The sequence below is a fragment of the Microbulbifer pacificus genome (assembly GCF_002959965.1).
GTDB lineage: Bacteria > Pseudomonadota > Gammaproteobacteria > Pseudomonadales > Cellvibrionaceae > Microbulbifer > Microbulbifer pacificus_A.
The window spans coordinates 325,117-350,736 of record NZ_PREV01000027.1 but is presented as its reverse complement, the minus strand read 5'-3'; the positions used below and the strand labels follow the sequence as shown (position 1 = coordinate 350,736).

At 46.9% G+C, this 25,620-nt stretch carries 20 protein-coding genes and 1 tRNA gene; 6 read left to right on the top strand and 15 right to left on the bottom strand.

Translation table 11 applies throughout. The features are described from left to right. The first annotated feature begins 669 nt into the window (after positions 1-669). Both C3938_RS12260 and C3938_RS12255 read left to right on the top strand, forming a co-directional pair. Complete coding sequence (locus C3938_RS12260) at positions 670-2,220, top strand: hypothetical protein (RefSeq protein ID WP_158681677.1); 1,551 nt, start codon at positions 670-672, stop codon at positions 2,218-2,220. Positions 2,221-2,264: 44 nt separating this feature from the next. Further along, positions 2,265-3,158: a hypothetical protein gene (locus C3938_RS12255; protein WP_105103582.1), complete on the top strand. Its 894-nt coding sequence runs from the start codon at positions 2,265-2,267 to the stop codon at positions 3,156-3,158. Positions 3,159-3,438: 280 nt separating this feature from the next. Here the strand turns inward: C3938_RS12255 and C3938_RS12250 are convergent, their stop codons facing one another. Then, complete coding sequence (locus tag C3938_RS12250) at positions 3,439-4,095, bottom strand: recombinase family protein (protein ID WP_105103581.1); 657 nt, start codon at positions 4,093-4,095, stop codon at positions 3,439-3,441. Positions 4,096-4,681: 586 nt separating this feature from the next. On the opposite strand from C3938_RS12250, the gene C3938_RS17880 reads away from it, so the two are divergent. Further along, entirely contained in the window at positions 4,682-4,939 is a 258-nt protein-coding gene (locus C3938_RS17880) for a hypothetical protein (protein WP_158681676.1), read from the top strand. Positions 4,940-4,973: 34 nt separating this feature from the next. On the opposite strand, the gene C3938_RS12245 is transcribed toward C3938_RS17880, so the two are convergent. From C3938_RS12245 to C3938_RS12220, 5 genes are all read right to left on the bottom strand, one after another. Continuing rightward, complete coding sequence (locus tag C3938_RS12245; RefSeq protein WP_105103580.1) at positions 4,974-5,552, bottom strand: hypothetical protein; 579 nt, start codon at positions 5,550-5,552, stop codon at positions 4,974-4,976. Next, positions 5,549-6,265 carry an AHH domain-containing protein gene (locus C3938_RS12240; RefSeq protein ID WP_105103579.1) on the bottom strand — a complete coding sequence of 239 codons (717 nt, stop codon included), beginning with the start codon at positions 6,263-6,265 and terminating at the stop codon, positions 5,549-5,551. The genes C3938_RS12245 and C3938_RS12240 overlap by 4 nt, the downstream gene beginning before the upstream one ends. A gap of 714 nt (positions 6,266-6,979) precedes the next feature. Beyond that, the gene (locus tag C3938_RS12235) at positions 6,980-8,404 is read right to left on the bottom strand and encodes a hypothetical protein (protein WP_158681675.1); all 1,425 of its coding nucleotides are present in this window, start codon (positions 8,402-8,404) and stop codon (positions 6,980-6,982) included. 475 nt (positions 8,405-8,879) lie between these two features. Continuing rightward, positions 8,880-9,110, bottom strand: coding sequence for a hypothetical protein (locus C3938_RS12225; protein ID WP_105103576.1), 231 nt, complete (start codon positions 9,108-9,110; stop codon positions 8,880-8,882). Positions 9,111-9,122: 12 nt separating this feature from the next. Further along, a complete protein-coding gene (locus C3938_RS12220; protein WP_105103575.1) occupies positions 9,123-9,617 on the bottom strand; it encodes a hypothetical protein in 495 nt (164 codons plus the stop codon). A 1,659-nt stretch (positions 9,618-11,276) separates the two neighbouring features. On the opposite strand from C3938_RS12220, the gene C3938_RS12205 reads away from it, so the two are divergent. Both C3938_RS12205 and C3938_RS12200 read left to right on the top strand, forming a co-directional pair. Next, the gene (locus C3938_RS12205) at positions 11,277-12,293 is read left to right on the top strand and encodes a hypothetical protein (RefSeq protein ID WP_105103572.1); all 1,017 of its coding nucleotides are present in this window, start codon (positions 11,277-11,279) and stop codon (positions 12,291-12,293) included. 19 nt (positions 12,294-12,312) lie between these two features. Further along, positions 12,313-12,636 (top strand): hypothetical protein, encoded by a 324-nt coding sequence (locus C3938_RS12200; RefSeq protein ID WP_105103571.1) that lies wholly within the window; start codon positions 12,313-12,315, stop codon positions 12,634-12,636. A 21-nt stretch (positions 12,637-12,657) separates the two neighbouring features. Here the strand turns inward: C3938_RS12200 and C3938_RS12195 are convergent, their stop codons facing one another. Then, positions 12,658-13,293, bottom strand: coding sequence for an SOS response-associated peptidase family protein (locus C3938_RS12195; RefSeq protein ID WP_233998858.1), 636 nt, complete (start codon positions 13,291-13,293; stop codon positions 12,658-12,660). Positions 13,294-14,030: 737 nt separating this feature from the next. On the opposite strand from C3938_RS12195, the gene C3938_RS12190 reads away from it, so the two are divergent. Then, positions 14,031-14,105: transfer RNA gene (locus tag C3938_RS12190), tRNA-Gln, on the top strand. A gap of 121 nt (positions 14,106-14,226) precedes the next feature. On the opposite strand, the gene C3938_RS12185 is transcribed toward C3938_RS12190, so the two are convergent. The 8 genes from C3938_RS12185 to C3938_RS12150 all read right to left on the bottom strand — a co-directional run bounded on the left by C3938_RS12185 (position 14,227) and on the right by C3938_RS12150 (position 25,574). Next, on the bottom strand, positions 14,227-15,273 hold the full coding sequence (locus tag C3938_RS12185; RefSeq protein WP_105103569.1) for a sulfite exporter TauE/SafE family protein: 1,047 nt from the start codon (positions 15,271-15,273) through the stop codon (positions 14,227-14,229). Beyond that, positions 15,270-16,775, bottom strand: a complete 1,506-nt coding sequence (locus tag C3938_RS12180) for a tryptophan halogenase family protein (protein ID WP_233998977.1) — start codon at positions 16,773-16,775, stop codon at positions 15,270-15,272. Before C3938_RS12180 ends, C3938_RS12185 begins: the two co-directional genes overlap by 4 nt. A 39-nt stretch (positions 16,776-16,814) precedes the next feature. Further along, entirely contained in the window at positions 16,815-18,380 is a 1,566-nt protein-coding gene (locus C3938_RS12175; protein WP_199775595.1) for a tryptophan halogenase family protein, read from the bottom strand. 22 nt (positions 18,381-18,402) lie between these two features. Then, the gene (locus C3938_RS12170; RefSeq protein ID WP_105103567.1) at positions 18,403-19,119 is read right to left on the bottom strand and encodes a SapC family protein; all 717 of its coding nucleotides are present in this window, start codon (positions 19,117-19,119) and stop codon (positions 18,403-18,405) included. A 116-nt stretch (positions 19,120-19,235) separates the two neighbouring features. After that, positions 19,236-21,845, bottom strand: coding sequence for a TonB-dependent receptor (locus tag C3938_RS12165; RefSeq protein ID WP_105103566.1), 2,610 nt, complete (start codon positions 21,843-21,845; stop codon positions 19,236-19,238). A 375-nt stretch (positions 21,846-22,220) separates the two neighbouring features. After that, positions 22,221-23,657: a pyruvate kinase gene (pyk, locus tag C3938_RS12160; RefSeq protein ID WP_105103565.1), complete on the bottom strand. Its 1,437-nt coding sequence runs from the start codon at positions 23,655-23,657 to the stop codon at positions 22,221-22,223. Positions 23,658-23,807: 150 nt separating this feature from the next. Next, on the bottom strand, positions 23,808-24,821 hold the full coding sequence (gene gap, locus C3938_RS12155) for a type I glyceraldehyde-3-phosphate dehydrogenase (protein ID WP_105103564.1): 1,014 nt from the start codon (positions 24,819-24,821) through the stop codon (positions 23,808-23,810). A 123-nt stretch (positions 24,822-24,944) separates the two neighbouring features. Beyond that, positions 24,945-25,574: a bifunctional 4-hydroxy-2-oxoglutarate aldolase/2-dehydro-3-deoxy-phosphogluconate aldolase gene (locus C3938_RS12150; protein WP_105103563.1), complete on the bottom strand. Its 630-nt coding sequence runs from the start codon at positions 25,572-25,574 to the stop codon at positions 24,945-24,947. Positions 25,575-25,620: the final 46 nt, after the last annotated feature.

Here is a 25,620-nt window from a genome sequence, read left to right as displayed (position 1 = left end):
GGTATCTGTTCCAGAAGTTGGCACCGATTGTCCGTCGCTACTTCTAAACAATATCGCTTTAAAACTTTGCCCCTCATCTAGGGGCTTTTTTGTTGGCTATCATTTCTAACTCTTTAAATTTTCCCAAACAGACTAACCACTGTATGTTTACACACCCCCCTATCTAGCGCTACACTCGTGACGTTGTTCACATTTTTGGATGTGTACCAGCTCAGCCCGAATAGGTGGCCGATGTATGGGTATTGAGGTTTTCGTACTGCTCATATTGTACGTTATATAGCCAGCTCTCCTATTCCTCTGAGATATTCAGTTATCTATTGAGGATCTTTCCCTATGCCCCAGTTTATTGTTAACCGTAACGCTTACCGAAATACTAATGGTATTGGCTATGCTCACGAAGTGCACAATATCAGCATAATCACGGATTGTTTGCCGGAAACTCACAACTGGATAGCCTTAGGAGACCACCCTAACTGCTTCTCTGCGATAACAAAGGCAAACGAAATTCTTACTGGCCTATCTCCTTACCAAGCAGATGGATGTGCCCACTGCACACCTCTGTGCCATACCCGCTAATTATCCATGTTTTCACTGCAAATGGATTTGCAGTTACTGCAGTTAATATTAGCCAGATAACATTCAAGTAAGTACGCAGAGAACTAACCCAGCATGGCCACTTGTAGTTCCGATACCTGCAACCTTCCAGCAATACACGGTAAAACTGAGTGCCCTCTTCACTGTGAAAAGTCTACTTACAATAGTGATAGCCAAGGCATTCAACTTACTAGGCTGTTCAAAGACACTCTCTGCATATATTTAACGCAAATAATGGGTGCAGAGTTTGAAGATAAAACACAAAAACCACGCAGCGTTTTAGAGCGCCACCTATATAGTGGGCATGATGACCCAAACAAACGCTACTCCAAGTTTCTCAAAGACAAAGTAATAAACCTACTCAACATCCAGTTCCCCGACAGAAGAAGTCACGATCCGAATGACTATCTGAAAATATTATCTAAGTTAAAGGGAATTCATTTTCAAGACTGTACATTTTCTGCGGGATCAATAGATCTCCATGAGACAAGCATTTTTTTTGATGGCTGTAGTTTTGTTGCGGACTACTGGGTTACAGATGCTTTAATGCTAGAAAACGATAGTGATGCGCTATATAGTTTGTGCAAATTTAAATCAGACGTCAAAATCTCACATAACAAAGACGAAGAGATTACCTCCCCCCTATTCTCTAATTGCGAATTTGAAAAAACTTTGCACCTTAGCTCAACAGCTTTTCCCTTTAAGGTTTTCAGCGATGAAATTTCATCCCGCAGAAAGTTAGCAAAAATCTATATATCTGATGCAACCTTCAAAGAAAAATTAATCCTGAATGGGTACAACATTCAAAGTTTGATAATAGAAAATAGTGAACTCCACTCAAAATTCGAATTTAAATACAACGAAGTTATTAAAGCTCAAGTAAATAACACAAACTTTCTTGGTTTAGTTGATACTTACAAATCCAAATTTCGATACTTTTGGGTAAAGAAGAGTATCTTTGATAAAATAGCCACCTTCGAAGAGTGCGAATTTGGGATAGAAAACCCGTTAGACACTGACGAGGTACTAACTGCTAAATTTAATCATGTTACATTCTTGGATTTCACCAACTTCAGGGACTCCAAGTTTTATTTTGGACTTGACATTAGGAATACAAACCTAAAAGAACCTCCGAACTTTCTTGGAGCAAAAGTTAAGCCGGAACATACCAACCGAGAAACATTTAGAATAATCAAGCAGTCTTTCGACAAAATTGGGAATCAGATCGAAGCCAACAAGTACTTTTCTGAGGAGATGAAAAAATATAAAGAAGATATCTCAGAAACTGGAACCAAAAGAGAGAAATTCATTCTATGGGTCAATGAAAAATCTTCAGACTTCGGTCAAGACTATTTATTGCCCATTAAGTGGATAGCTCTGTCCTCCCTAATTTACTACCTTTTAGCGATAGCTAAGGAAAAAAATTGGCTTTATCAGGTACTTCCATGTTGTGGAAATTTCTTGAGTAACGTATCAACCTACTTGAACGGTTGGGCTGGACACATACTCCCTTTCCAAAAATTTTTAGAACCGGGAATGGAGCTAATAAGCCTGTTCTTTTATGTGATATTCGCTGGATTAATCTGGCAAACGGTAGTTGCAATCAAAAGGCATACTCGCCGTTAACCAAAAGACCTCAACACAAAGACTACTTAAAGGCATTAAGAAGAATGGAAAGTAGGAAGTATAAAAGCACCTATTCCGGCTGGGTAGATCACCCAAACTTCGCACAATGGGCATGGATTACAGGGACTGGCTTTAGTTCTCTGATAGGAATCAGTATCTTTTTTACTTCTCAACTTGACTGGGATCTTAGTATCGAGGGGGTTACATATTTTTTCTTCACTGGACTCAGACTTCCCTTTGCATTCCTAGCTGGGATGTTAGCTGTACTAGGTTTGTGGGTATCGAACTTCAGATCGGTTCAACAAAACAAACAAATTGAAGTTGCAGAATCACAAAACGCGTTTAGTAACTATTTCAAACACCGAGAACATTTAAAGTCAGAACTTGAGACCATAACTAAGAAATCCAATAAGCCTGATGGAGCCATCCTCGAAAGCTATGACATGAACGCACTCCACAGCTTGATATTTCCCATGGCAAAACATGGTGATCTTTTGTGTGAAAATTTTTATAAAAATGTAGTTACCCTTAACAAGGAAATTAATGCTGAAATATCAAAAGTCAATGATTACCAGGAAAATTTTAGTCTTAGCAAGTCAGCCATAGATGAAATTGCAAAATCCACCGCATCAATTAATAAAACCACAGGGAAATTAATTGAGGGTTTCTGCAATGAATATGGGGTAATAGTCGACTGTAGAATTTCTATCATGAAGGCGGCCTCAAACAATACGGAAACATACTTAAAGTCTGCAATGTCAAATTGGAAAGAGGCAAATAAAATATTCTCGATAATTATTGGCTGTTCTTTCTCCCCAAACAGCTATACACAAATAGAGCGCATCACTGAACAGTGTAGCGTTTTCCCTTGGGACAAGACACGCTATATAGAAATTACAGATCCAGAGCATAAAACGTTTAATGAAGCTTTTCCGTAAGATCGACAGTTTAGTTATCGCCCCTTTTACTGGTGTTTTTTATTTAAAATATCTCTTGATTCTTTGCCGAGGTGCTGAACACACTCCCCCCTTCCCTTCTAGAAGCTTTCATGAATTTAAAATATCACATGAGGCCTTCTGTATAGCCTTTAGAATTGTCTAAAACTATCTCCCAATACCACTCCCTACTGCTTCAAAATCAGCTATTAGAAGCCCATACAGGAACAAAAAAGGCCAGCGTAAAGCCAGCCCTTGATAGCAACACAAAGAGGAAAGAACGCTACATTCCCAGTCGATCAATTACGCGCTTCACCGTCATCGGTTTATATTCAGCACCTCTCGCTGTACGTAATCCAGCATTGTTGAGGGTGTCAGCCATTGCCTGTAAAGAATGAGTTGCAACCATTGGTAAAAGTATGCCTGAGAGCTTCTGAGCTTCATTCTCAGCCTGTTTACGTCTTACCTTATTGCGTTCGTTGGTCTTATCTCTGAGGCCGCCTAAACGCTTCCCCTTGGCTTTAGCTTCTGCCAGTGCTGCTTTGGTTCGAGTAGAGATAAAGTCCCTTTCCTGTTCAGCCAATGCCGCATAAATGTGCAACTGGAATTTATCAGCGGTGGGCATCTGCGCCACTTTGAAATCAAGCTTCTTATCATCCAGTAGAGAAGCGATAAACGATACTTTCCGGCTCAATCGATCCAGCTTAGAGACCAATAGTACAGCCTTCTCAGCCTTTGCCAGCTTGATTGCCTTATGCAACTCAGGTCTATCACTGTTCGCCCCAGATTCAACGTCTGTGAACTCCTGAAGCACTTCATAAGGGGTAGATGAATAGTTTTCCAAGAAGAGATTTATATCTCGCTTCTGTGCTGCCAGACCTAACCCAGACTCACCTTGCCGCTTGGTAGATACGCGGAAGTACAAAACATACTTGATCATCCATAACCCCGAAACAGTAACTTAAGAGGGGAATATAACATGTAACTACGTGGGTTGTGGGTGTGAAATCAGGGGAAAAATCAGCGGTTGAATAATCATTGCACACCCTGAGCTGTAGAGTTTTCGTACACCCCAGCACCATTACAACTACCTGTTTTTAAACAGTGGAAAGTTAATCGAGAGGCGATTCAAAGGGGTTAGGCGCGACCTCAATCTAAGCGCCCCCCTCAATACTGTTACTGTGCTGATTCTGGAGCAAATCGGTCTGGGTACATCATATTTCCACAGTTCTCTCTTTCACAAATAACCACGGTTAATCCTGCTTTAAACTTTTCCTGCAGAATCTGTAAGCATTTATCGAGTGAAGGTTGATCTGTCCGCTTCCTAAACGGGTATTCACGTTTATAGCCACAGTCACAGACCCAAATGATGCTCGCCATTACTAAACTCCCTTGGTTACATTGATACGTTGAATTCCCATTGTAGAACTCGACATGCTGGATTCTGCATGTGTTGGCCGAACAGGTGAGATCTGACGCCAAAGAAATTTCAGAAGTTCAGATACATAGTTTTTAGAGACCTTTCTATGAAAAATCTTCTTGCGATTCTCTTGGTATTTATCTCATTGCCAATATTGGCGACAGAAGTGAACCCAACTCAGCTGATCTGTGGTGGGTCACTAAAAGATGATAAAGGAAAGCTAATCAGTAAAACTCACTGCACGGAAAAAAGGATAATTGTCCGAGATGATAAAGGAGGTCTTCTATTCACCGTAGATAGAAGCTCAGGACGAATTACCGGGAAAAATGGAGTCTACATTGCCAAGGTCACCGCGCCACTATAGACCCCGGTATTACAGATTGCTCTGTCAGAGGCTTCTAGAATGGACTAACCAAGTCTTCATCGAATCTAAGTCCCTCTAACTTAAACTCTTTGCACAGTGCTTTAAATGAAGTTGTACAGTAGAGAGTGTTTACGCCTTTCAGTTTAGATTTGAAAATGAATCTCTTGGCTACATCATCACTGTTAAATTCCAGATATTCTAAGCCCATATCAGTTCCGTTAACATACTTCTTAACTGTGTGGGCCTTATCCTCTTCACCAAATGATTGGCAATTGAAGATATACATCTTTTCACCGTTACAAGTGATTGGTAGAAACTCACCTTCGGATTCCAAGTATCTATTTAATGAATCGTAGGCTTTCTGGTTTAAAACCAAACTTGCTGCATCCCAAAGAGAAACATCGGGAATTTCACTACTTGTTTTAGATAAGGGCTGAAAATTATCTGAAACTGAATCATTCCAAATAGATTTGAGAGACTCGTTTGTAGCTGGAAACTGCATCAGAGTATCAATCAGCGCTATGTCTCCGAGCTGTTCGGCCAATTGCACTATGTCCAACTGTAACGCCATGAATTTTTCTGGTATGGCTTTTAGTTGATAGACGGTGTTCATACTTCTGCTTTCCATTGTGCATCTTTCGGCATTGTGATTTTCTCAGGGTATCCACCGAACTTAAGCATGGTTTTAACCTCTCTGAGTCGGCTTGTGATAGTTAGCTCAGTAAGTCCGGGCAATGAGAAGATATCGGCAATCCAAGTTTCATAATTGTATCTGTGAATCTCTTTGTGAGCTGGTGCCTTCGGGGTTGCCCAATGGCCTTTATGCTCATACTTGCGAGGCAGCCAAACACCATTGATAGGGTCATTTATGCCTATGCCGTGTAAATGCAGATTAAGACGTGAGCGCATCATTCGAGGTTTCTGCCAGCGACCTGAGCCCATAACAATGTGGTGCGGATCGTGATTCCTACTTGGTTTCGGCTCGCTAATGGCTGTCAGATGCATGGCAAGCTTATCTGTAGGGTGGTGATCTTCCTTCAATAGTTCACTTGTAGACTTGGACTTGTTAGCGTCTCTGTAGGCATCAAGCTTTGCCTGTATATCTGCCAAGACTTCTACGTGTCTACGTTGTTGCTGTAGGTGGTCCCAGTCTTGCTTTCTGGCATGCTCTCTCGCCCTTGCCTGATCTGGTGTTTCATCCCTAGGGGCGTTCTGGGCCAATTTATTGTGGTATGCCTTGGCACTCTGCTCAAACTGATAAATGGCGAGTTCAAGAGGGTTAGGGGCTACAGGGGGAGCGTTTGGGGCTCTTTCTTGTTGTGGCATCTGATTCTACCTATACAATCCATTGCTATTGATTCAGATTGTCCGATTTCTCAAAGGTAGGTTCAATATCAGTTCTATGATGATTAGATGTACCATCGTACCACCAAGGGAATCATGTCTAACTTGGCACTTAGTTTAGTAAGTGTTTTATTGAAAGAATTCTAAGGCTCGATCACTCGAAATTGGCTATTTATCACCAGTGTTTACAGGGGCTGTGGAGGCAATTGGACACCACCCCAGTAGGTAGATATGGGTTAGCTAAGTTGGACACTTTTTCCAAGGGTTATCGCTGTATATTTGGAAAATCCAAACAACTGTTCTGCTTTCCGTGCACTACTACCATCTTGCACCATGTAGGCAATTACGCGCTCTTTAGTCTCTACGTCTATCTGCCTATAGTTATTATTATGATCGGTTAGAAAACGAACAAACCTTAGACATAGGGAAAAAAAGAAAAAAAGAAGAAAAGGTTCTGTCCAGATAAATTAATATAGACCCCCTTATTTGTTGCTATGTCTGAATCTTGCTCTGCAAGATGAGAAAGCAACGCAAGATCTATTCCCCGATAAGTATTAATAGAGTATTCGTTTAGGAATAGATCTTGTATTAAGAGCACATTTAGCTTGATTCACTTAGATAGATATACATCTAGATTCAGTAGTCTGGATCAGGTGGGAAGAAAGCCGTAAAGCCCCCACCACCCGCAACAATCAACTAGTTTACACTCAACAATCTTTCAGGATGCTTAAAATCAACACCTGTATGCTTGATGATTGCCTGAATCCATACCTGTTTAATCGTCTCTACATCTTCTACCTCGCACACAACACCGTCGTGGATAGTTAAGATTGCAATCTCATTTTCAACACCAAACTGAATGACGTCCATAATAATGTTTGATTCTGTGTGCTGGGATATATGCCAAGTGTCACCATGACCGAGAAACTGTTCTATCGCATTGTGCTTATCAAGAATTGCCGCAATGATCTCTTTCAGTGTTACGTCCTTTCCAGTACTTCGCCGATACATTTCAATGATAAAGGTAGACCATTGATCAGACTTGTCTTTCTTACTCTTCTTAACTGGATTAATGACAGTGTTGTAAATCTGGTTAACCAACGCTTTACGGCTTCTTGATTTCATGTTTAAGGCCGTAACAATAACGTTCTTTGTCAGCTTCCGTGCTTCTGGATAGTGCCAGACAGGTTCGAGCAAATCACAATAGTAAAGATCCTCTGTTTCTGTGGTTACATCCAACCCTAAGCGAGCATAATTCAGCATCAAATCACATGATCGAATGTCTATCTCTCTTGTCTCAACCCCATCGATTCGAATATCAGAACGGTATTCAGAGTGGATCAGTGATTGCCAGCCCGCGTACAAGCGTCCACCAGATGAAAAGGTGTCGTCTTTAAACTTTCTGGTGTAATACTTTTGAGAATCCTCAATTGTGTAGTGTTTCTGAGCATCTTCAATCACGACACCCTTGCAGGAAACCACCACTCTTGAGAGTAAATTATTGTAATCCTCAATAATCTTACTCCCGTACTGTTTTGTGTTAACTGAAAAATCAGGAACACAAAGTTTACCTTTCTTTTTAAAAGCAACTTGTGGGGGCTGAATACACTTCAAATTTTTACAATCAAGAAAGTCCTCGAACTCCTTTGTAATCAGTTTTATCTTCGTGGCTTCTGCCTTACCATCTTCTACAGAGCCCTTTCTAAGGTCGATGATTCCATGATCAGCCAGTGAATAGACCAAAGGCTGTAACACCCAGCCAGAGCATCGAAAGATTCTAAATTGAAAGGTTTCTGGGTCGTTGTGCTTGTTGTCCATCAAGATACGCAGACACTTATCCGGATATCTATCTTCTATACGTAGTAAATTCAGCAGTAATTGTTCCAGTGTTCTAATCTGCTTTCTTGTTGGCGATGTAATCCCAACTGAACAGAATGTATGAGACAGAAGGGAATCTAAATGCTCTTGATCACCTGTGTAGGTCATCTCGTGGAGCCAAAGACTGTTTTCTTCACTATGCCAGTAAGTTTTGGCTTTCCGGCTTCTTGAGGGACGGGATTTCCAATAGTTTTTGCGATCTACAGAAATATTATTATTTGGTGTTACGATCTCTTGGTTCAAACTTTTCCTCCTGCATGCTATGTACGTTGTGATTGAGATAGTGTTCAATTGCAATATTCATAAATTCACTCGTTGTGAGTTCGTGTTTATCTAAGTGCCGGTTGATTAGTGGCATAAAGTTTTGCTTGATATAGACATTCAGCTTTTGAAGTTTTTCGTTATTTCGCATTCATTAGAATCCTCCTTCATAAATTTCAGACGTAAAAAAACCGCTCATAGCGGCCTATAGATTCTGAATGTAGGGTACTGGCGCAAGATTGGCGCTGTGTAGTTACACTAATTCACTCTGCTATAGGCGTCACCATTGGTTTGGCTAAATTAAAAATAAACAAAATAAAAAACGGACTCAGTTGTCCGACTCGCGCAATGTACAAGCGAAAATATAGAAAGTCGAGACTTGTAATTTTCTAACATGCCATTTTCGAGAGCTTATTTTTAAATCGATATACAATAAGAATTATTGGTTATCTTTTGATCACAGGAACTTAGCTATGGCGGCAGTGCGCTCTGCAGATTTCTTGGCTTTATACCTCTGTTCCCGCTCCTGTCTCACTTCAGTCTTCATTCTCAAGATTTCAGATAATATGTCATCCTCCTGTTTTATTTTGTGGCTTTCGAAAGCATCCCACTGCTCCGGTTCTTCATCTTCAAAAAGCTCTTGCTTACCTTCGATTAAGTGTTTGTTTAATTCTTGATAATTAATCATGTTGCTCTCCTCTTAGTTGAATAACGCTTCCAGCTCTTCGATAGATAGGCAGGTATCTTCTTTTGCTTGCTGCTCTTGCTTTCGCTTCTCTTCCATAGCGGTTAGATACTCATAATCCTGTCGAATCAGCGGTTCCAAAGTCTCCAGCTGACTTTTAATAAGAGATGAGCGAGTGAAGGTTACATGCAAAATTTGCCTATCGCGGTCTACAGCTTTATCTATAACGATAATATCTTCGTCTTCTACAAATGTTTTGATGGTGTCTACCTCTTCTTTGTTGAGGCTGAACTTAATGTACGAAGGCCCAGTGAGAATTTTGTTTGTAATAAGTGAATATTTATTGCCGGGGATAGATTGCACAGAACTGGCAAACTTAACCTGAATGGCATTGCCGTTACGTAGAATGTTCTGAATCTGCAAGCGGATACCTTTCCAATCGGCTCCGTTCTGGGCGAAGTATTCGGCTACGCTAACGTCGCGTGTTTGAGAGTTAAAATGATATTTCATAAATTTTCCTTTTTTGAAATTTATATTTATCCCTTTTGAGTTAATAAGCCCGGCACTGGCAAAAGGATAAGGAGAATCCAGTACCGGCTGTATTCACTGTGGTTGTGTGAATTCTTAGAATAAAAAGAGGCAGTCGCGCAGACCGCCTAAAGGGAAACACCAACTCGACGTTTCCAAGGATGATCAGCACCCACAACTGGCTCCCCGAAGTAAAGAAGAGTAGAGCGTCTTAAAGTTGTCTGAGTGGAGAGGGGTTCTCAGCTGGGCTAATTCATTGAGCTGTAGACAGACAACAGAAATCTGCCTCAACTATTTAAAATAATTAAGTTAAAAGTTAGTAAGTTGGATTTGAGCAGGGAATGGATTGATTGTTTTTATTTACATCTATATTTTTTGATGCCCTTTCGCGTAAGCAAACCGCGGGAGCGGCCCATGGGGCATCAAAAAATATAGATGTAAATAAAAACGCAGATAAATCTGATAACTTATTCTTTATATTACCACGAATTCCGGGTGTTTGTCAATGCCTAGCATGAAAATTGCTGACTTTGCAAGCATATTTTACGCTTCTTTACAGTTTGGTTGTTTAGTGGTCTTCCGGCTATTCGCCTCTCCCAAAGTGATCGTCGCCTTTTTATAATCTTGCGACCTTCAATTCAGCCGTAATAGCTTGTGATCGACACATGGCCAGTAAGCAATTAGCATCTGGCTATCCGTCATGGATCGCGGATAGTTTCAAAATGGTAAATTCTTAATGGGCTGGCTTTATCGCTGGCCCTTTTTTATCTGGCTCAACCTGCTTGGATAGCTCGGCAGTGCCTTACCCTGCCCTGAATCTCTTCCCTTAGCCCCCTGCCGCTTTTAATCATCAAGCTAGCGCTGATCATTTGCCGCAGTTCGATAGGCACCACTTCATAGTAATACTGACCTGATACATGAGTGATACGCCGGATTCTGAGTGGTTCACCATCAACCTGAATGCTATGCCAAGCTGTAGCCCGTCCTCTCGCTTCCAGAATTGCCATTTGGAGAGCTTTTCTAAGCCCCAAGCTCTTTTCATAGCAATAAGTACGACAGCCACCAATCAGAACGCATATCGAGTAACAGCCCTGCTCAAGGGAAATGATCATTTTGAGGTCATCAATCTGGATTCTATGGTCTGACACTCTGGCACCCGGGAATACTGTACATCCATACAGTTATACATCAATGGTGACAACCTGCCAAGAGCTGGTACTATCGAGTCAACTAAAAACAACCCCAAGGATTGGTCCCGGAAGAATAGCTATGCAAAACCGAATGTTATTCAAATTGTTCCTACTACCTATAGCTTTGCTGCTTGGCTCTATCGTTTCAATGTTTGTCCTGGGCAATCTATTACCCTCCCATTTCGAAGCCATCCCAATGTTTTCCAAACTGTCGGAACAGAGTCTGAATTCTGCTCCTTGGGTCGGTGCCTTATTGCTTCTCGGGTCTATTGTCTTCTTCTGGATCAGCTTTGCCAGATTATGGAATTGGCAAAAGGGTAGTGCTGCAAGCTGCTCAGAATGCGGGGGCATGGTTGACCAGAAGTTAGGCAGATACGGGCGTTACTTGCACTGTCTGGCATGTGGCAAGAATGAGAGCATCTGAAAGAATTAAATAGAGAATTAGATACGTATGGATACATCAGAAGACGTTGAAGAAGTACTTAAATTTTTTCCTCCTGCTGAAAAAGCTCGAATTACCCGAGCGCTGAAGAAGATTGAAGATAGTGCTGAAAGAAAGCTAAGGAAACTTCAGTCTACGATTGATACTTATTCAGAGAAATTGGTAAAGCTTGAAGCTCGGGATAGAGAGCTATCTGATCGAGAAAAAGCTATTGCCGACGTTGAAAGCGAGCTTAATGAGCCAAGAACCCGCGCGCAAGAAATTCTCGATAGATTCGAATTTTTCTTGGTTGAGCTTGAGGGCGATGAAGTCAATGAAGGTACAAAAAATAAGGTTGAGATGGCCTACAAGGAGATTGAGGAAATTCGTAGCAAGGTAAAAAACCTTTCAAACGACGCCGACGACGCAAGGGAAGTATTGTATGGTGTTGACACCAATGAAGCGGACAACGGAGCAATTGGCAAACTTTACGATACGCAGGTTGAGCTTGAAAAGCTGATCGAAAAGTCCAGCTCATTTTTAGGGAGAGTTACTACGGCCAGCCTCTCGAATGACTTTAATAGTTCTCGGAAATCCTATGGGGGATTAAGTTTGTTCGCGTGGCTTTTTGCCGCCATTCCCCTCTCTGCCTTGGGTTGGATCGCCTATGAATCACTAAAAAATGGATTTACTGTACCCGCCGGAATGACAATGTTGGAATTCGTAGCCATCAGGACGTTACTCGCTTTTCCACTATTAGCCTTATCTGGATTTGCAGCTTCAGTTGCATTCAGATGGGATAGACTCGCCGCCGAATATAGGCATAAACATTCAGTTGCTAAATCATTTGAAGGCTATAAGAGTGTTGTAGAAGAGCTATATAAGGATGGAAGCGATAAGGAGATGCTGCAAAAACTTTATGACAAAGCACTTGACGCGTTTGGTCACAACCCGAATTCAAACGCAGACGGAGCAGACAAGCCAAATCGTTTCTTGATCCAAGAAATCAAAAATTTGATAAAGCAGAGTTCTGCTAATCCAAAGTAGTCAATCAGGAGAGCGTCAAATGGCAATCGATCCACAGAACATAGAAATACAACGTGGCAAGTCTGAAGATGGAGCCACTATTCAACCTTATACATACTGGTATATTGATTTGAATAGTGATTGTGTCAGAACTGCTGAGGCAATCAACCCAGCCATTTTGACTACAGTTCTTAGGGAAATTTTTGACTGCTCCATCATCGTTGCAACGGGCGGTGAGAATCCTGATCTATTGGTATGGAAAGAATCGCAAGAGATAAGGGATAGCCTTATGGGGATTGATACGGACGAACAAATAGCCGTTCTCATGGATAGGGAGCCTACTTGCTATTATCGAAGACCGTAAACATAAATTGGGAATTGCTTCCTAATTCACTATTTTTCGATCTCCCGAATATTCCGTAGAGGTTGCCCTTTTTACTGGCTGCACCATTAGAGGTTCTCCACCGTGAACAATATCTGGGTGAAGAAAAGGTTCAAAAGATGTGGTGTCTTCATTTCCAGAAAGCCATTCTTCGATAAAGCTCGGTTCTTGTGGAGCAATCATTGGGAATGATTTTTCATGGTATTTTTTAGTGGCGGGATGAGCGTCTAATGTGATGATTGAACAACTCAACGTGTCCCCCCAAGTCTTATACAGCCCACAAAAGAAAAATGGAGAATAGTTATCTCCCCAGCTGAATTCGACTGGGTTCTTGCCGTTCTGAGATTCTACCCAAGCAGTGGCGGGGATTAGGCAGCGAGACTTTCGGTACTCTGGTCGCTGTCCCAATTTCTTCCAATTACTATTGATCGACCAGTATTTTTTGTGAGGCTTCCAACTATTACCATCACGCTCTAAGTATAAGTGCCATATGGCGTTTTCAATCTCGGGCTGATCGTGGCGCGCGGTGACTATGCTGACTTCTGTAGTAGGCCTAACACGTCGCTTGAAAATCATATTCTGAGGATGATGTACGCCGTATTCCTCTAAGAACCTCTCTATTCCGGCATCATCATTCACGTCGAAAACACTGCACATTATTGCGCGCCCCTATTCCATTATTCCCATCTCTGCCAGCCATTACAGTTAAAAGAAATACTTCTCATTTGCATATTTGGTGGATGGCTTGGCGCTGTAATGGCGTGAATAGCTTTGGTAAGGGGGGAGATACCCTACATCAAGTGATCACGATAATAGGTGTACAGGACGACAGCCAGTCGAATTACAGCAAATACGCACCCACTATAGCCCCCAACATTGCTCGACCTATATCCCGTTCACACACGATACAGACCAATCCAGCCAACAGAGCTGCGCCAGCTGCCATGTCGATTTTCCAGACTACTACTACTACGAGCACCACTACGGGCACCAATACAGATACGAACATAGAAAACCTCACTCAGTGATATACCCCCGTGATTGGAGGCATGTCCGTAATCTGCCCGTTACTCAATCCGCCATGTGCCCTGACCACCCGGTCTCAGATAGCCCTCATGGCGGATATGCAACTACCTAAAGTTCTACAGGCCATCTACAAACACTCCCGCCATGCTCAATAAATAACCAACAATGATGCGTCTATTTCTGCAACTAAAAGTGCATCTAAACTGTTGACTCCCCTAGAGTTTTCTATAGAATGCGCAGCCTCAACGCCGCATTGGACGGTGCTTGACAGGTATCAAGGCGTGTCTATTTAGATGGTCTCGGTCTTGCTACCATCTTCCGCCAGCGAGACAGCTCTCGCGGCACTTCACAGGGGCGTAGCCAAGCGGTAAGGCAGCGGGTTTTGATCCCGTCATGCGAAGGTTCGAATCCTTCCGCCCCTGCCATTTTAAGAAGGCGATCCTTAACGGGATCGCCTTTTTTATGGCATGCCAAAGCCAAAGTCGAAACACGGGGATAACGGGACAGACTTACTCCCGCAGCCTACACAACGCCAGCAAACATAAATCAGGCTGAGGGTGACCTGAAACCCCCGGGAACCAGCATTGGTGCAGAATGATTTGCACCAGCAGACACCGGGCGAGCATTACCTTTGCTTCGCAGCCATTCAAACCCCAACAGGCAAACCAATACCGCGCCCGCGAACACCGTCATTCCGGCCAGCCCCAGAGTGTTACGTTCCGTGTACCCGGTCCACAAGTACTGCCCGATACACAGAATTGCCACCACCAGCAATGTAGGCTTGCGTCCAATCAATCCCACAACAAAGACACCGAGCGGTGCTCCGAGGGCCACCACAGGGGCCGCCGCCAACCAGTTGCCCAGCACACCGGGCTGCCAGGTCCCCGTCACGCTTTTGACCGCAACCCCTACCAGTGAGGTAAAGGCCATGATGATGACCGAAGTCGGAATGGCCACCTTGAGATCCACCCGACACAAAAGTACCAGCAGCGCATAGATGACCATATCGATACCAACGCCGGTAATGGCCGCAGCCATTCCCCCGGCACAGAAGCCGGCAATCACCCCAAGTCGGAATTCAGTCGCAGACGATTTCGTACCGACCCCGGAATGAGAAGTGATCTCCTGCAGCCGATACAGGTGCAACACCCCGAAACTGCCCCAGATCACCGCAAACGCCAATTTAATCCAGAGCTCCGGAATCAGCGGTGAGAGAAACAGAATGCCCAGTGGAGTACCCAGAACCGCACCCAGCATTGCACCTCGCAACATGCTCCAGGCCAGCGGCTGACGACGACAGAGAATAAAGATACTGGCGCTGACCATACCGATGGACTGCACCGCGAAACTGAAATCCCGCCCCAGACTCGCAGGCATATCAAAAAGCAGCACAAGAACAGGAAAACCGACAGTACCACCACCCATGGGGGTAGAGCCGGCGGCATAGCTGCCAATCGCCATGGAGAGGGCCATGGGCCAATGATCGGCCACCACCGTCCAGAGATTCTGACTGGCAACAAACCCGCCCCATAGGCCATAGAAGCAACACAGCCAGATTATCCAAGGGATATATCGCGCACGATACAGACTCATCGGAAACCTCTAGCGCGTTTTTTGGATTGCACCATCTGCAGGAATTCTTCGTGCATCATTGTACTAGCCTTTGCTCGGCTCAGAATCTGCTCGAAGCGCTCGAACGTGGAATTTATCTCGCTTTCAGATAAAGCGAAACGAGGCGCTGGGTAGTACTGCATTCCATATAGAACGTAGCGATAGTTGGCATCGGTAAAGATACTAGCAAAGCTCCCTGCAAAATCCTGATACTCACAAATCTTGCGCTGCCAAAGGGGAAGCTTTGATTTCAGCCAAGAACAACCATCGACAGTAGCCGGAGCTGCTCGCCAAAAGGCGCTATCGTCGCGGTTCGAGAGGCAGTAATGAAGCACGATGAATTGCTTCAGGTCCTGATAAAACCCCCGCAACTTTTCATTATAAGAGTCGCGCAACCCACAACTACCGTCGTCCGCCGCTAGATGTGTGGCGAGCAGGCTCACGCCGAGGTGGATCATGTGCAGACCAGTAGACTCCAGTGGTTCAATAAAGCCACCAGACAGGCCAATAGCCACGCAGTTTCCAATCCAGAAATCATCTCTGCAACCAACTTTCATATCCAGGTGTTTGCACTTAATTACACTGGACTCGACCCCTAGAAAGGCCCGCAGTTCTGATTCTGCCTGCTCAGGTGTAAGCCGCTTGCTATCGTATACATATCCACTTCCCTGGCGGTTGACCAGGTCAATCTGCCAGGCCCAGCCACAGGAAAGCGCCGTTGCCACAGTATAAGAGCGCGGCTTTTCGTCACTGGGAAGCTCTCGCTGAATCGCTACAGCCTTGTCACACGGCAATACATCAGCAAAAGAAACCCAATTGTCTTTCTTGAGCTTCTCGATTAGCAGCCCGCGAAACCCTGTACAGTCTATGAAAAAATCGCCAGCAAACCGCCCCTCGCTCGTAAGGACAGACCGGATTTCTCCCGCGACAACTTCTACATCTGTAACCGTCGCTTCAATATGGCGGACCCCCTGCTCTACCGCTTTACGCCTTAGAAAGCGCGCAAGCAGTGTCGCATCGAGATGGTATCCATATGGAACTGCCGCCTGGTATTGTGGCGAAGATACGCCCTTAGGGCAGTGCCCCCACTTGATCAGGTGGGAGTTAACACTCACACCTTCATCATAGCGCTCTTCCGCAGTGCGATTCCCCACAAACCAAGCAGTGGAAATATCGACAGATCCGCCCGGCTGCTGCTGGTCAAACGGGTGGAAATACTCGTGTGTTTTTCCCTCAACCGGCTTCATCCAGTTGCGAAACATGATGCCAGACTTAACCGTAGCATTGGTCTCTGCCATCAACTCGGCTTCATCCAACCCCATGGCACCGAAAAAGAAACGGATACTGTGTACCGTCGCTTCCCCGACGCCAATAATACCGATATCCGGGCTTTCAATGACGTTAATCTGATAATTCTGGACTTCGCGATTGAAGTAGCGATTGAGATAAATGGCAGCCATCCAACCGGCGCTACCACCACCCACGATATTCAATGTTTTTGAACTGCTAGGCTGCATAATTTGTTAGACTTTTTGCAGGCCGAACTTTTTGATTTTTTCGATCAGCGTGCGATGTTCCGGAAGCTTACTGAGCAACTGACTGGAAAAATTTGCGATTTCACTCATTCGACTCTGGGCAGTGGGCATCATGGAATACCGCCCCGATACAGACTTGTCGATCCGCGTATCAAACTCCATGCCGTATAGGACATATTGATAATTCGCCAGATTGAAGATTTCCAGCTTACTGGGGAACTCATAGGTACTGGGAGGTTGAAATACCCACAATTTCAACTTCTCCATGAGCGATTCGGGAATCGTCGATGCCTCACTGTTCTCAACCCAGAAAGGGTGATCTCTGCGCTGACTTATACAGTAGTGCAATTTGATAAAATCAATCACTCGATCCCAAGCATACTGGACCGCCTGATTGAACTGTCGCGCTACAATTGGCATTACCGAGCGATTAACCGGGAATATATCGGCAAGCATCCTTGCAGTGGCGTCATATACCAATATTCCAGTTGCTTCGAGAGGCTCTACAAACCCTTGGGACAAGCCAATCGCCACGCAATTATTCTGCCAGTAAGTTTCCCGGTGCCCAACTCGCATGGGGATTTTTCTAACCAACAACTTCCCTTCATCATCACCGAGGTAGCTACGAAACACAGTTTCCGCTCGGTCGTGATCGGTGTGTGCGCTGGAATATACATAACCGGTGCCTCGCCTTTCTGACAATCCGATATCCCATATCCACCCACTTTCCTGCGCAGTCGAAATGGTAAAACTGGGAATCGGTGCATTCTCTACTGCATATGGAAGCTGAGCGGCCAGCGCATAGTCAGCGAAAAGGACGTTGCGTTTATCGACAAACCCAACCCCCATTGCCTGCCCCAGCAACAAAGATGCAAAACCGGTGCAATCTACAAAGAGATCCGCCTCGATATGCTCCCCAGTATTGGTAGCTACAGAAGAAATATTGCCGGAATCATCCCGGTGGACCTGCTGTATATCCGCCAGACGGTGTGTTACCCCGAGCTTTTCCACCCCATGACGGGTCAGTAGTCGCGCAAACTTCGCCGCATCTAGGTGGTATGCATAGCTCACGATACCCTCGAATTCGGGCACTGTCATATCCTTTGGGCCCAATCCCCGGTCACACACTGCCCCCTGTACGGACACCGCGTCCACATAACTGCGGCCCAGGGAGTTTTGCAACCAATAGGGCGTCAAATCACCTGCCCCGATATCGGGGTAGTCGAATACGTGGTGATAAAAATCCGGCCCCGCTGCTCCGGGCGGACGTACCCAATTGGCAAACTTGATACCCTGCTTAAAGGTTACATCACACTCGCGTACAAACTCGGTTTCACTGATACCGAGGTAACGGAGAGACTCCCGAATTGCAGGGACCGTGCCTTCCCCGACACCAATCGTGGGGATATTTTCTGACTCGACCAGCGTTATCTGAACGCCAGCAGGGGAGGAGGAGGAAAGCTTTTTAGCAAGGTGACAGGCCGACAACCAGCCGGCCGTGCCACCCCCAACTACCAATACACGCTTGATTTGATCAGAGCTACTGATAGTCATATGGTATCAAGCACAATAAGGATCAGGCACTGGCCTGCATCTTGGCCAGACGGGAAAACTGGTGCAATGAGCCCAGTTGAGCATAGAGAGGCGCCAAGAAGCCACGCTTGCGGAAATCGGCGAAGTCTTCTTCACTCAACTCGCCCAGCTTCTTCTCATCAACCATGTAGATTCCACTAAGATTGATCTTCTCCTCACCTGCATTGATGGCAACATTCTGCGTGGTCAGCAGATCTTTCTCGGCCAGAATGGTAATGAATGCCTTGGTCATCTGGTCACTTTCCAGGTAGCCAACCAACGCTTCTTTCTTCGCTTTCAGGTATTCGGACTCTTCACCACTCTCGGTGAACAAAGCATTACCTTCTGCCTCACCAACTACCGGGCTGTTTTCGATCAGACCAACCATCAGACGGTCTTTGTTCTCCCCAGCTGGCGCTAGCACGAACGGATGGTTGCGCACGGCACCCGGAACGAAAACACCGTTCCATTTATCACCATCGACGAATAGGTTTTCGCCTACTTTCAGCCCCATGAGAGCTACGGATTGGAACTGCCCAGTATCAGAGTTCTTTACAAAAACAATTGGGTATTCCGCACTCAGACGGGCGAATTCATGAGCAGTGACAGGCAGCATGTGGGCATTCTTAACGTGCTCAAAGGTCCCCAATTCACGAACTTTAAGCTTACCGTGAACATCACTGCGCAGTGGAACGATTTTCGGGGCTTCTACGTTGGTCATACAACACCTTATTGGATTTGAAGTTATTCTAGAGAAACCCGCCTAGTATATTTTTCATACGAAAAAAGGGAAGTAAAAACTTCCCTTTTCTCTTAACCCCTATTCAGTCCTGAAAATCAGAACTTATAGGATGCACCCAAGTTGATACGGCGAGCAGTTTCGTACTCAAACAGCGGGAAGCCTTGAGCAAACCCATTCGCATCTGGGAACTGGTTGTTACCAAGCTGTACAGACTCTTCCGCCAACAGATTGTTCACGTCAAGCTTAACATCCAGGTTTTCAGTGGCGTACCAGACGGCACTCAGGTCGAGGCTGCCGAAGTCATCGTGCAGACGGTTACCGTAGGAACCGGCCTCACGAATCATGTACTCACTACGCCAGTTATAGGCAAGGCGAGCAGAGAACATGTCATTTTCGTAGTAGCCGGTCAGGTTGTATACGTTCTCGGAGCTGTCGCTCAGGAACGGATTACCGTCAGTGAAGGTGTCTTCGTCGGTTGAAGTGTCGGTCCATGTATAGTTGGCGATGGTACCAAAGCCATTACCAAAGTCATGCTGATAACCAAGCTCAATACCGCGAATGGTCGCACTCTCACCGTTATCTTTTTCTTCAACCTGCCAGCCCAGAGCCGCTTCACTATCAGGCAGTTCGAAAGGAACCTCAGCTGCGGTAGCATTGTAACGGTTGATGGTTACAAAGTTGCTGACATCCTTGTAGAACACGCCAGCAGACAGCAGAGAACCTTCGGCGAAGTAGTATTCAACACCCAGGTCAAACTGGTTGGCAGTGAACGGCTCAAGGCCAACGTTACCAATCGTCCAGATCTGGTTGTTGTCTACACCATCATTTGCACCCAAGGGGCTTGGGTTAACATACATATCCACATACTGTGGGCGAGCCATAACCTTGGCAACGGACGTACGCAGGATCAGTTCTTCAGTCAGGTCATAAGCCAGATTGAAGCTCGGCAGGATCTCAGTGTAGTCCGCTTTGGTTTTGGTCTTCTGACCCTCCAGGTAATAAACAGAGGCTGCATCGGTAGAAACGTAGCGAACACCGAAGTTACCGCGAACACGATCACCGGCGAAGGTGGCCATTGCGTAAAGCGCAGAGTTGGTTTCTTCAATCTCACTATAAGCGCCGAGATCTTCAACCTTACCCGTAATGGAGGCCTTGGCATAGGCTTTCAGCGCCTCGTCATCGAGCTTCACGATGTCGTAGCTACCGGAGCCAGCAGAGATGGTACCATCAACAATATCGGCAGTCTCAATAACAGCGTCAAAACCATCGGCTTGGGTGAATTCAAAGCGACGACTGGTAGAGTTGTGATCCGCTGTTTTAATACCGGTTTTGATGCTATTGATCAGACCCAGCTCAACATCAAATTCCAGGTCCGCCTGGAAGTATACCTCATCATCGGTTTTAGGCGTCGCGTTAAAGTTAGTACCGGTACCCATAACAACAGTACTTGGGATATAGCTTGACATATCAAAGCCATCAGTGATGTCCCAAGTCTGGCTACCGCCAGTAAAGTCATAAGTTCCGTCGATCAGCTCACCGCCAGAACCGTCTTCAACGACCATCTCAAAGTCGGTACCACCGGTTGAAGAGGTAGAACCAGCCTGCACGCTCAGCTCGTAGCCCTCACCAGAATAAGTTACCGCCAGATCGAACACATCGGAATTCATGGTTGCTTCACGCGGACGGGCCTGCCAGTAAGCGCTATACAGCGGGCCTGCCGCCGGAACACCAACGCCGTCGGCATTTACCACCCCCTGATCAATCCACTTTGAGGTTTCCCCCATACCACTGTAACACTGCGGGCTATGGCCATCTTCACCAGGTGCAACCTGACCCCAGCCACAATCGCCCTGGGTCAACCACAGCGCGTAGTTAGTGTTGTTGGCTTCCATCTGCATATCCATCGCATTGAATACGATGTCGAGATTTTCGGTAGGCTGATACTGGAAGGTTGCGGAAACAGCTGAGCGCTTACGCTCCTGCTCAAATGCAACAGGACCTGCACCCCACTGCCAAAACGCTTCGTTACCCTGGCGCTGTAATTGACGGTCTTGAGCTACCGCTGAAACAAGCACACCGAAGGTTTCGGAGTCATTTTTCCAGCTGGCGAGACCAGAGAACTGCGGGTCGGTAGAGTCGGAATCGGACTGCTGAGAAGCTTCCACTGAAGCGCGCAGAGTCATGGAGTCCAGGTCAAGCGGCTTGCGGGTATTGATTACCACTGTACCACCCACACCACCTTCAGCGAGGTCAGCCTGGGAGGACTTGTAAACTTCGATATCGCCAACCAGCTCGGACGGCAGCAGCTCGTAGTTGAAGCTGCGCTTGGCAGGCTCGAGAACGAACCAACCGGTGGACGCAACATTCTGGCCATTCAATGTAGTCAGGGTCAGGTCGTTACCCGCACCGCGGATAGATACCGCCGCACCCTCACCAAACTGGCGCTGGATGGTAACACCGGGAACACGCTGCAGAGACTCTGCTACGTTTTTGTCCGGGAACTTGCCGATATCTTCTGAAGAAATAGCGTCGACAATAGAGTAAGAATCGCGTTTAGTACTGAGCGCATCCTGCAGAGATCCACGAATACCAGTAACGGTAATCTCTTCAAGAGCACTTTCCTGAGCAACTGCCAGCGGAGCCACCAGGCTACCACCCAGTACAGCCGCACTGATTGAGAGAGCGAGTTTGTTGCGCTTAAGCATCGATTTCCCCTTCCTTTTTTATAGATATAAAGGTTTGGTTAGAAACTTTTATTCACCTTGTACCGCCAAATGATAGCGCTGTCATTCATTTTTATGATAGCGCTGTCATTCTCACGATCGACAATACACACAATGGAAGGAAAAAGCTACAACGGGAAAGCGAAAATATCTGGCCAATTTAGGTGTTTTGGCCATCACAAACTGTCTTAACTGACTGTTGGTATGGGAAGTACTGGGATATCTGAAGCCGGGTAAGGATGCGATTTACTCCGCAGAGTGACTTACCGGTTCTGACAATTCGTTGTTGCTATCCCCTGGATAGCACTCCCAGCCGTGACCGGAAGTGCTATTTAGGGTTCGGTTACGGAGAAGGGGTTACTCGATTTCCTTGATCCGCATGGAGCTGGTACCGCCACCCATATTCAGGCGTTCGCCTTGGGTGATCAGAATACGCTGGCCTTTTTTCAACTCAACACGAGAGCTGAGAACTTCGGTAATGGCATCAGTCAGGTGACCCAGCGGTACGGATGCCGGATCAAACTCAATGGGCTCGACACCGCGCAGAAGTACTAACTGGCGCGCCACCTGCGGATGACGGGTCAGTGCATAGATCGGCAATTGGGTAGTCGCGCGGGACATAATCCGGGGGGTGCGACCAGATTCGGTCAGCGCCGCGACCGCACACAGGTTTTCCACGCGCGCAGCGGATTCGATGGCGGCCTGGGCGATCACAGTATCGATACTTTCAGAACCAGACCGAGCAGGCGCCGGGCGGTTGGTGGTACCCAGATACTGCTCGGCACCCACCACGATCTGCGCCATGGACTCCACCGCCGCAACCGGGAAGTCACCGGCGGCCGTTTCGGCAGAAAGCATGACCGCATCTGTACCATCCAGCACCGCGTTGGCCACATCCATAACCTCCGCGCGGGTCGGCGTCGGATTGGTAATCATGGACTCCATCATCTGGGTTGCAGTGATCACACCACGGTTCAGCGCATTGGCGCGGTTGATCAGTTTTTTCTGTACGCCTACGAGAGCGGCATCACCAATTTCCACGCCCAGATCGCCGCGGGCAACCATGATGACGTCAGAGGCGAGGATGATGTCATCCATCTGCGCGTCATTTTCCACCGCTTCGGCGCGCTCTACCTTGGCGACGATAGCAGCGTTGCTGCCGGCTTCACGCATGGCTTTGCGCGCAATTTCCAGATCTTCGCCACTGCGCGGGAAGCTTACCGCGAGGAAATCCACCTCCAGTTCAGCTGCCAGTTTGATGTCCTGGTAATCTTTTTCCGTCAGTGCCGGCGCCGACAGGCCGCCACCCAGCAGGTTGATACCCTTATTGTTGGACAGCTTGCCGCCCTGCAATACACGGCAGAAGAGCTTGCTGTTAGTACCACCCGTAACTTCGAGGCGGATTTTGCCATCGTCCAACAGCAGAATATTGCCAGGTTTGCAGTCCGCAATCAGAGAAGGGTAATCCACGCCCACACGCTGCTGGTTGCCCCCCTCTTTCGGGCAATCGGCATCGAGGGTGAACTCGGCATTATTCTCAAGAAAAATACTGCCCTCAGCAAAACGGGCGATGCGAATTTTCGGCCCCTGCAGGTCGCCAAGAATGGCCACCAGCTTATTTTGCTCGGCTGCCGCGCGGCGTACTTCCGACACACGTTTGCGATGGTCATCAGCACTGCCGTGGGAAAAATTCAGACGTACGACGTTCACGCCGGCACGGATAATCTCGTCAATAACACGCGGCTTGTCGGTACCCGGGCCAAGCGTGGCTACAATTTTTGTATGGCGATTCATAATGGCGATATTTGTTTTTGAATTGAATGTGAGACGTATTTATTGCAGCCATTTACCGACTGCCGTTCGAATCAGAAACCAAGAGCGGGCATTGCGCCCGCTCCGGTGAAACATCAAAAGCAGATTAGCGTTTCAATGCCTCATTGAGATTTAAAGGCCTTGAGCCTTTGCCATCGCCAGGCTGGTGTCGAGCATACGGTGAGAGAAACCCCACTCGTTGTCGTACCAAGCCATTACCTTCACCAGATTACCGTTCACACGCGTATGGTTGGCATCGAAATGGCTGGATGCGGTGGTATGGTTGAAATCCACAGATACCAGCGGCTGCTCGCAGAAAGACAGCACGCCACCTTTGATGGTGCCGGCTGCGTCGTTCATGATCGCGTTGATTTCTTCCGCAGTGGTATCGCGGCCAGCGATGAACTGACAGTCCACCAGAGACACGTTGTTCACAGGCACCCGTACCGCCATACCGTCCAGCTTGCCCTGAAGTTCCGGCAGAACCAAACCGACAGCGGCAGCGGCGCCGGTCTTGGTTGGGATCATGTTGTCGGCGGCTGCACGCGCACGATAGATATCCTTGTGCACCGCATCCTGGGTGTTCTGGTCGTTGGTGTAGGCGTGCACGGTGGTCATGAAACCGCGCTCAATACCGATCGCGTCATTCAACACCTTGGCAACCGGCGCCAGACAGTTAGTGGTACAAGAGGCATTGGAAACCACTTTGTGTTCGGCGGTAAGCTTGTCGTCGTTTACACCGTAAACCACGGTCAGGTCCGCATCTTTGGACGGAGCGGAAATCAGCACGGCTTTGGCGCCCGCTTGCATGTGCTGGGCAGCCGCTGCCTTGTCGGTAAACAGACCGGTACATTCCAACACCAGATCTACATTCAGCTCAGCCCAAGGCAGATTTGCCGGGTTGCGCTCCTGGCAAACCTTGATGGTGTCGCCACCAATAACCAGATTCTCTCCCTCCACGGCCACTTCGGTGTTGAAACGACCGTGTACGGTGTCGAAACGAGTCAAGTGCGCATTGGCTTCTACCGGGGCCAGATCGTTGATGGCAACCAGTTGGATGCGGTCGTTGTAGCCAGACTCATAGATCGCACGGGTTACGTTGCGGCCGATGCGTCCATATCCGTTGATAGCAATTCTGAGTTTCATATCGCTACACCCTCTGTGTTTTAAAGTTTATGAATTTTTGTATACCAGCGCCGGGTGTACTCCCCCCCGCACGCTGCGAAATTAACTGCTCATTGAATCCGTTTCCGGACTCCGGCTTCCGAGTCACCCCTTCAGCAGAGAGGCCTCTTTTGCCAAACGGGTAATCTCCGCCCAATTTTTTTCCGCCACCAGTTTTGAAGGCGCCATCCAGGAACCACCCACGCACACAACATTGGAAAGCGACAGGTATTCTTTAGCATTGCCCGGGCTGACACCTCCGGTGGGGCAGAATTTCACCTGCGCCAATGGCCCACCGATGGACTTCAGCATCGGTACTCCACCGGCAGCCTCCGCGGGGAAGAATTTCTGGTAGCGGTAGCCGCGCTCCAGCAGGCGCATCACTTCAGAGGGATTGGCTGCTCCCGGCAACATTGGAACAGATACACCATCAGCGGCATCCAGCAGGGCTTCGGTAGCGCCCGGGCTCACCATGAACGTGGCCCCCGCATCTACGGAGCGGCGAATGTCGGCGGCGCTCAGTACGGTGCCAGTGCCCACATGTGCATCTGGCAGATGTTTGGCAATCTCCTCTACCGCAGCCAGCGCTGCTTCGGTACGCAAGGTGACTTCCAGTACATTCAAACCGCCTTCTACCAGTGCCTGCGCCAGCGGCAGCGCATCGGTGACGTTATCAATGACCAGTACCGGAACTACACCAGCCTGCTCCAAAACGGGTACGAGTGACTCTTGCATTGCAAATTCCTAAAACTCTCTAATTCCTAAATGTTCACAGGCGTTT

Coding starts and splice junctions, on each gene's coding strand:
- C3938_RS12240 (WP_105103579.1), bottom strand. CDS start 6,265: ATGCCACAACAAGAAAGAGCCCCAAACGCTCCCCCTGTAGCCCCTAAC.
- C3938_RS17880 (WP_158681676.1), top strand. CDS start 4,682: ATGAAAAATCTTCTTGCGATTCTCTTGGTATTTATCTCATTGCCAATA.
- C3938_RS12170 (WP_105103567.1), bottom strand. CDS start 19,119: ATGACCAACGTAGAAGCCCCGAAAATCGTTCCACTGCGCAGTGATGTT.
- gap (WP_105103564.1), bottom strand. CDS start 24,821: ATGAAACTCAGAATTGCTATCAACGGATATGGACGCATCGGCCGCAAC.
- C3938_RS12220 (WP_105103575.1), bottom strand. CDS start 9,617: ATGAAATATCATTTTAACTCTCAAACACGCGACGTTAGCGTAGCCGAA.
- C3938_RS12175 (WP_199775595.1), bottom strand. CDS start 18,380: ATGACTATCAGTAGCTCTGATCAAATCAAGCGTGTATTGGTAGTTGGG.
- C3938_RS12200 (WP_105103571.1), top strand. CDS start 12,313: ATGGCAATCGATCCACAGAACATAGAAATACAACGTGGCAAGTCTGAA.
- C3938_RS12185 (WP_105103569.1), bottom strand. CDS start 15,273: ATGAGTCTGTATCGTGCGCGATATATCCCTTGGATAATCTGGCTGTGT.
- C3938_RS12260 (WP_158681677.1), top strand. CDS start 670: ATGGCCACTTGTAGTTCCGATACCTGCAACCTTCCAGCAATACACGGT.
- C3938_RS12150 (WP_105103563.1), bottom strand. CDS start 25,574: ATGCAAGAGTCACTCGTACCCGTTTTGGAGCAGGCTGGTGTAGTTCCG.
- C3938_RS12205 (WP_105103572.1), top strand. CDS start 11,277: ATGGATACATCAGAAGACGTTGAAGAAGTACTTAAATTTTTTCCTCCT.
- C3938_RS12250 (WP_105103581.1), bottom strand. CDS start 4,095: ATGATCAAGTATGTTTTGTACTTCCGCGTATCTACCAAGCGGCAAGGT.
- C3938_RS12245 (WP_105103580.1), bottom strand. CDS start 5,552: ATGAACACCGTCTATCAACTAAAAGCCATACCAGAAAAATTCATGGCG.
- C3938_RS12225 (WP_105103576.1), bottom strand. CDS start 9,110: ATGATTAATTATCAAGAATTAAACAAACACTTAATCGAAGGTAAGCAA.
- pyk (WP_105103565.1), bottom strand. CDS start 23,657: ATGAATCGCCATACAAAAATTGTAGCCACGCTTGGCCCGGGTACCGAC.
- C3938_RS12255 (WP_105103582.1), top strand. CDS start 2,265: ATGGAAAGTAGGAAGTATAAAAGCACCTATTCCGGCTGGGTAGATCAC.
- C3938_RS12165 (WP_105103566.1), bottom strand. CDS start 21,845: ATGCTTAAGCGCAACAAACTCGCTCTCTCAATCAGTGCGGCTGTACTG.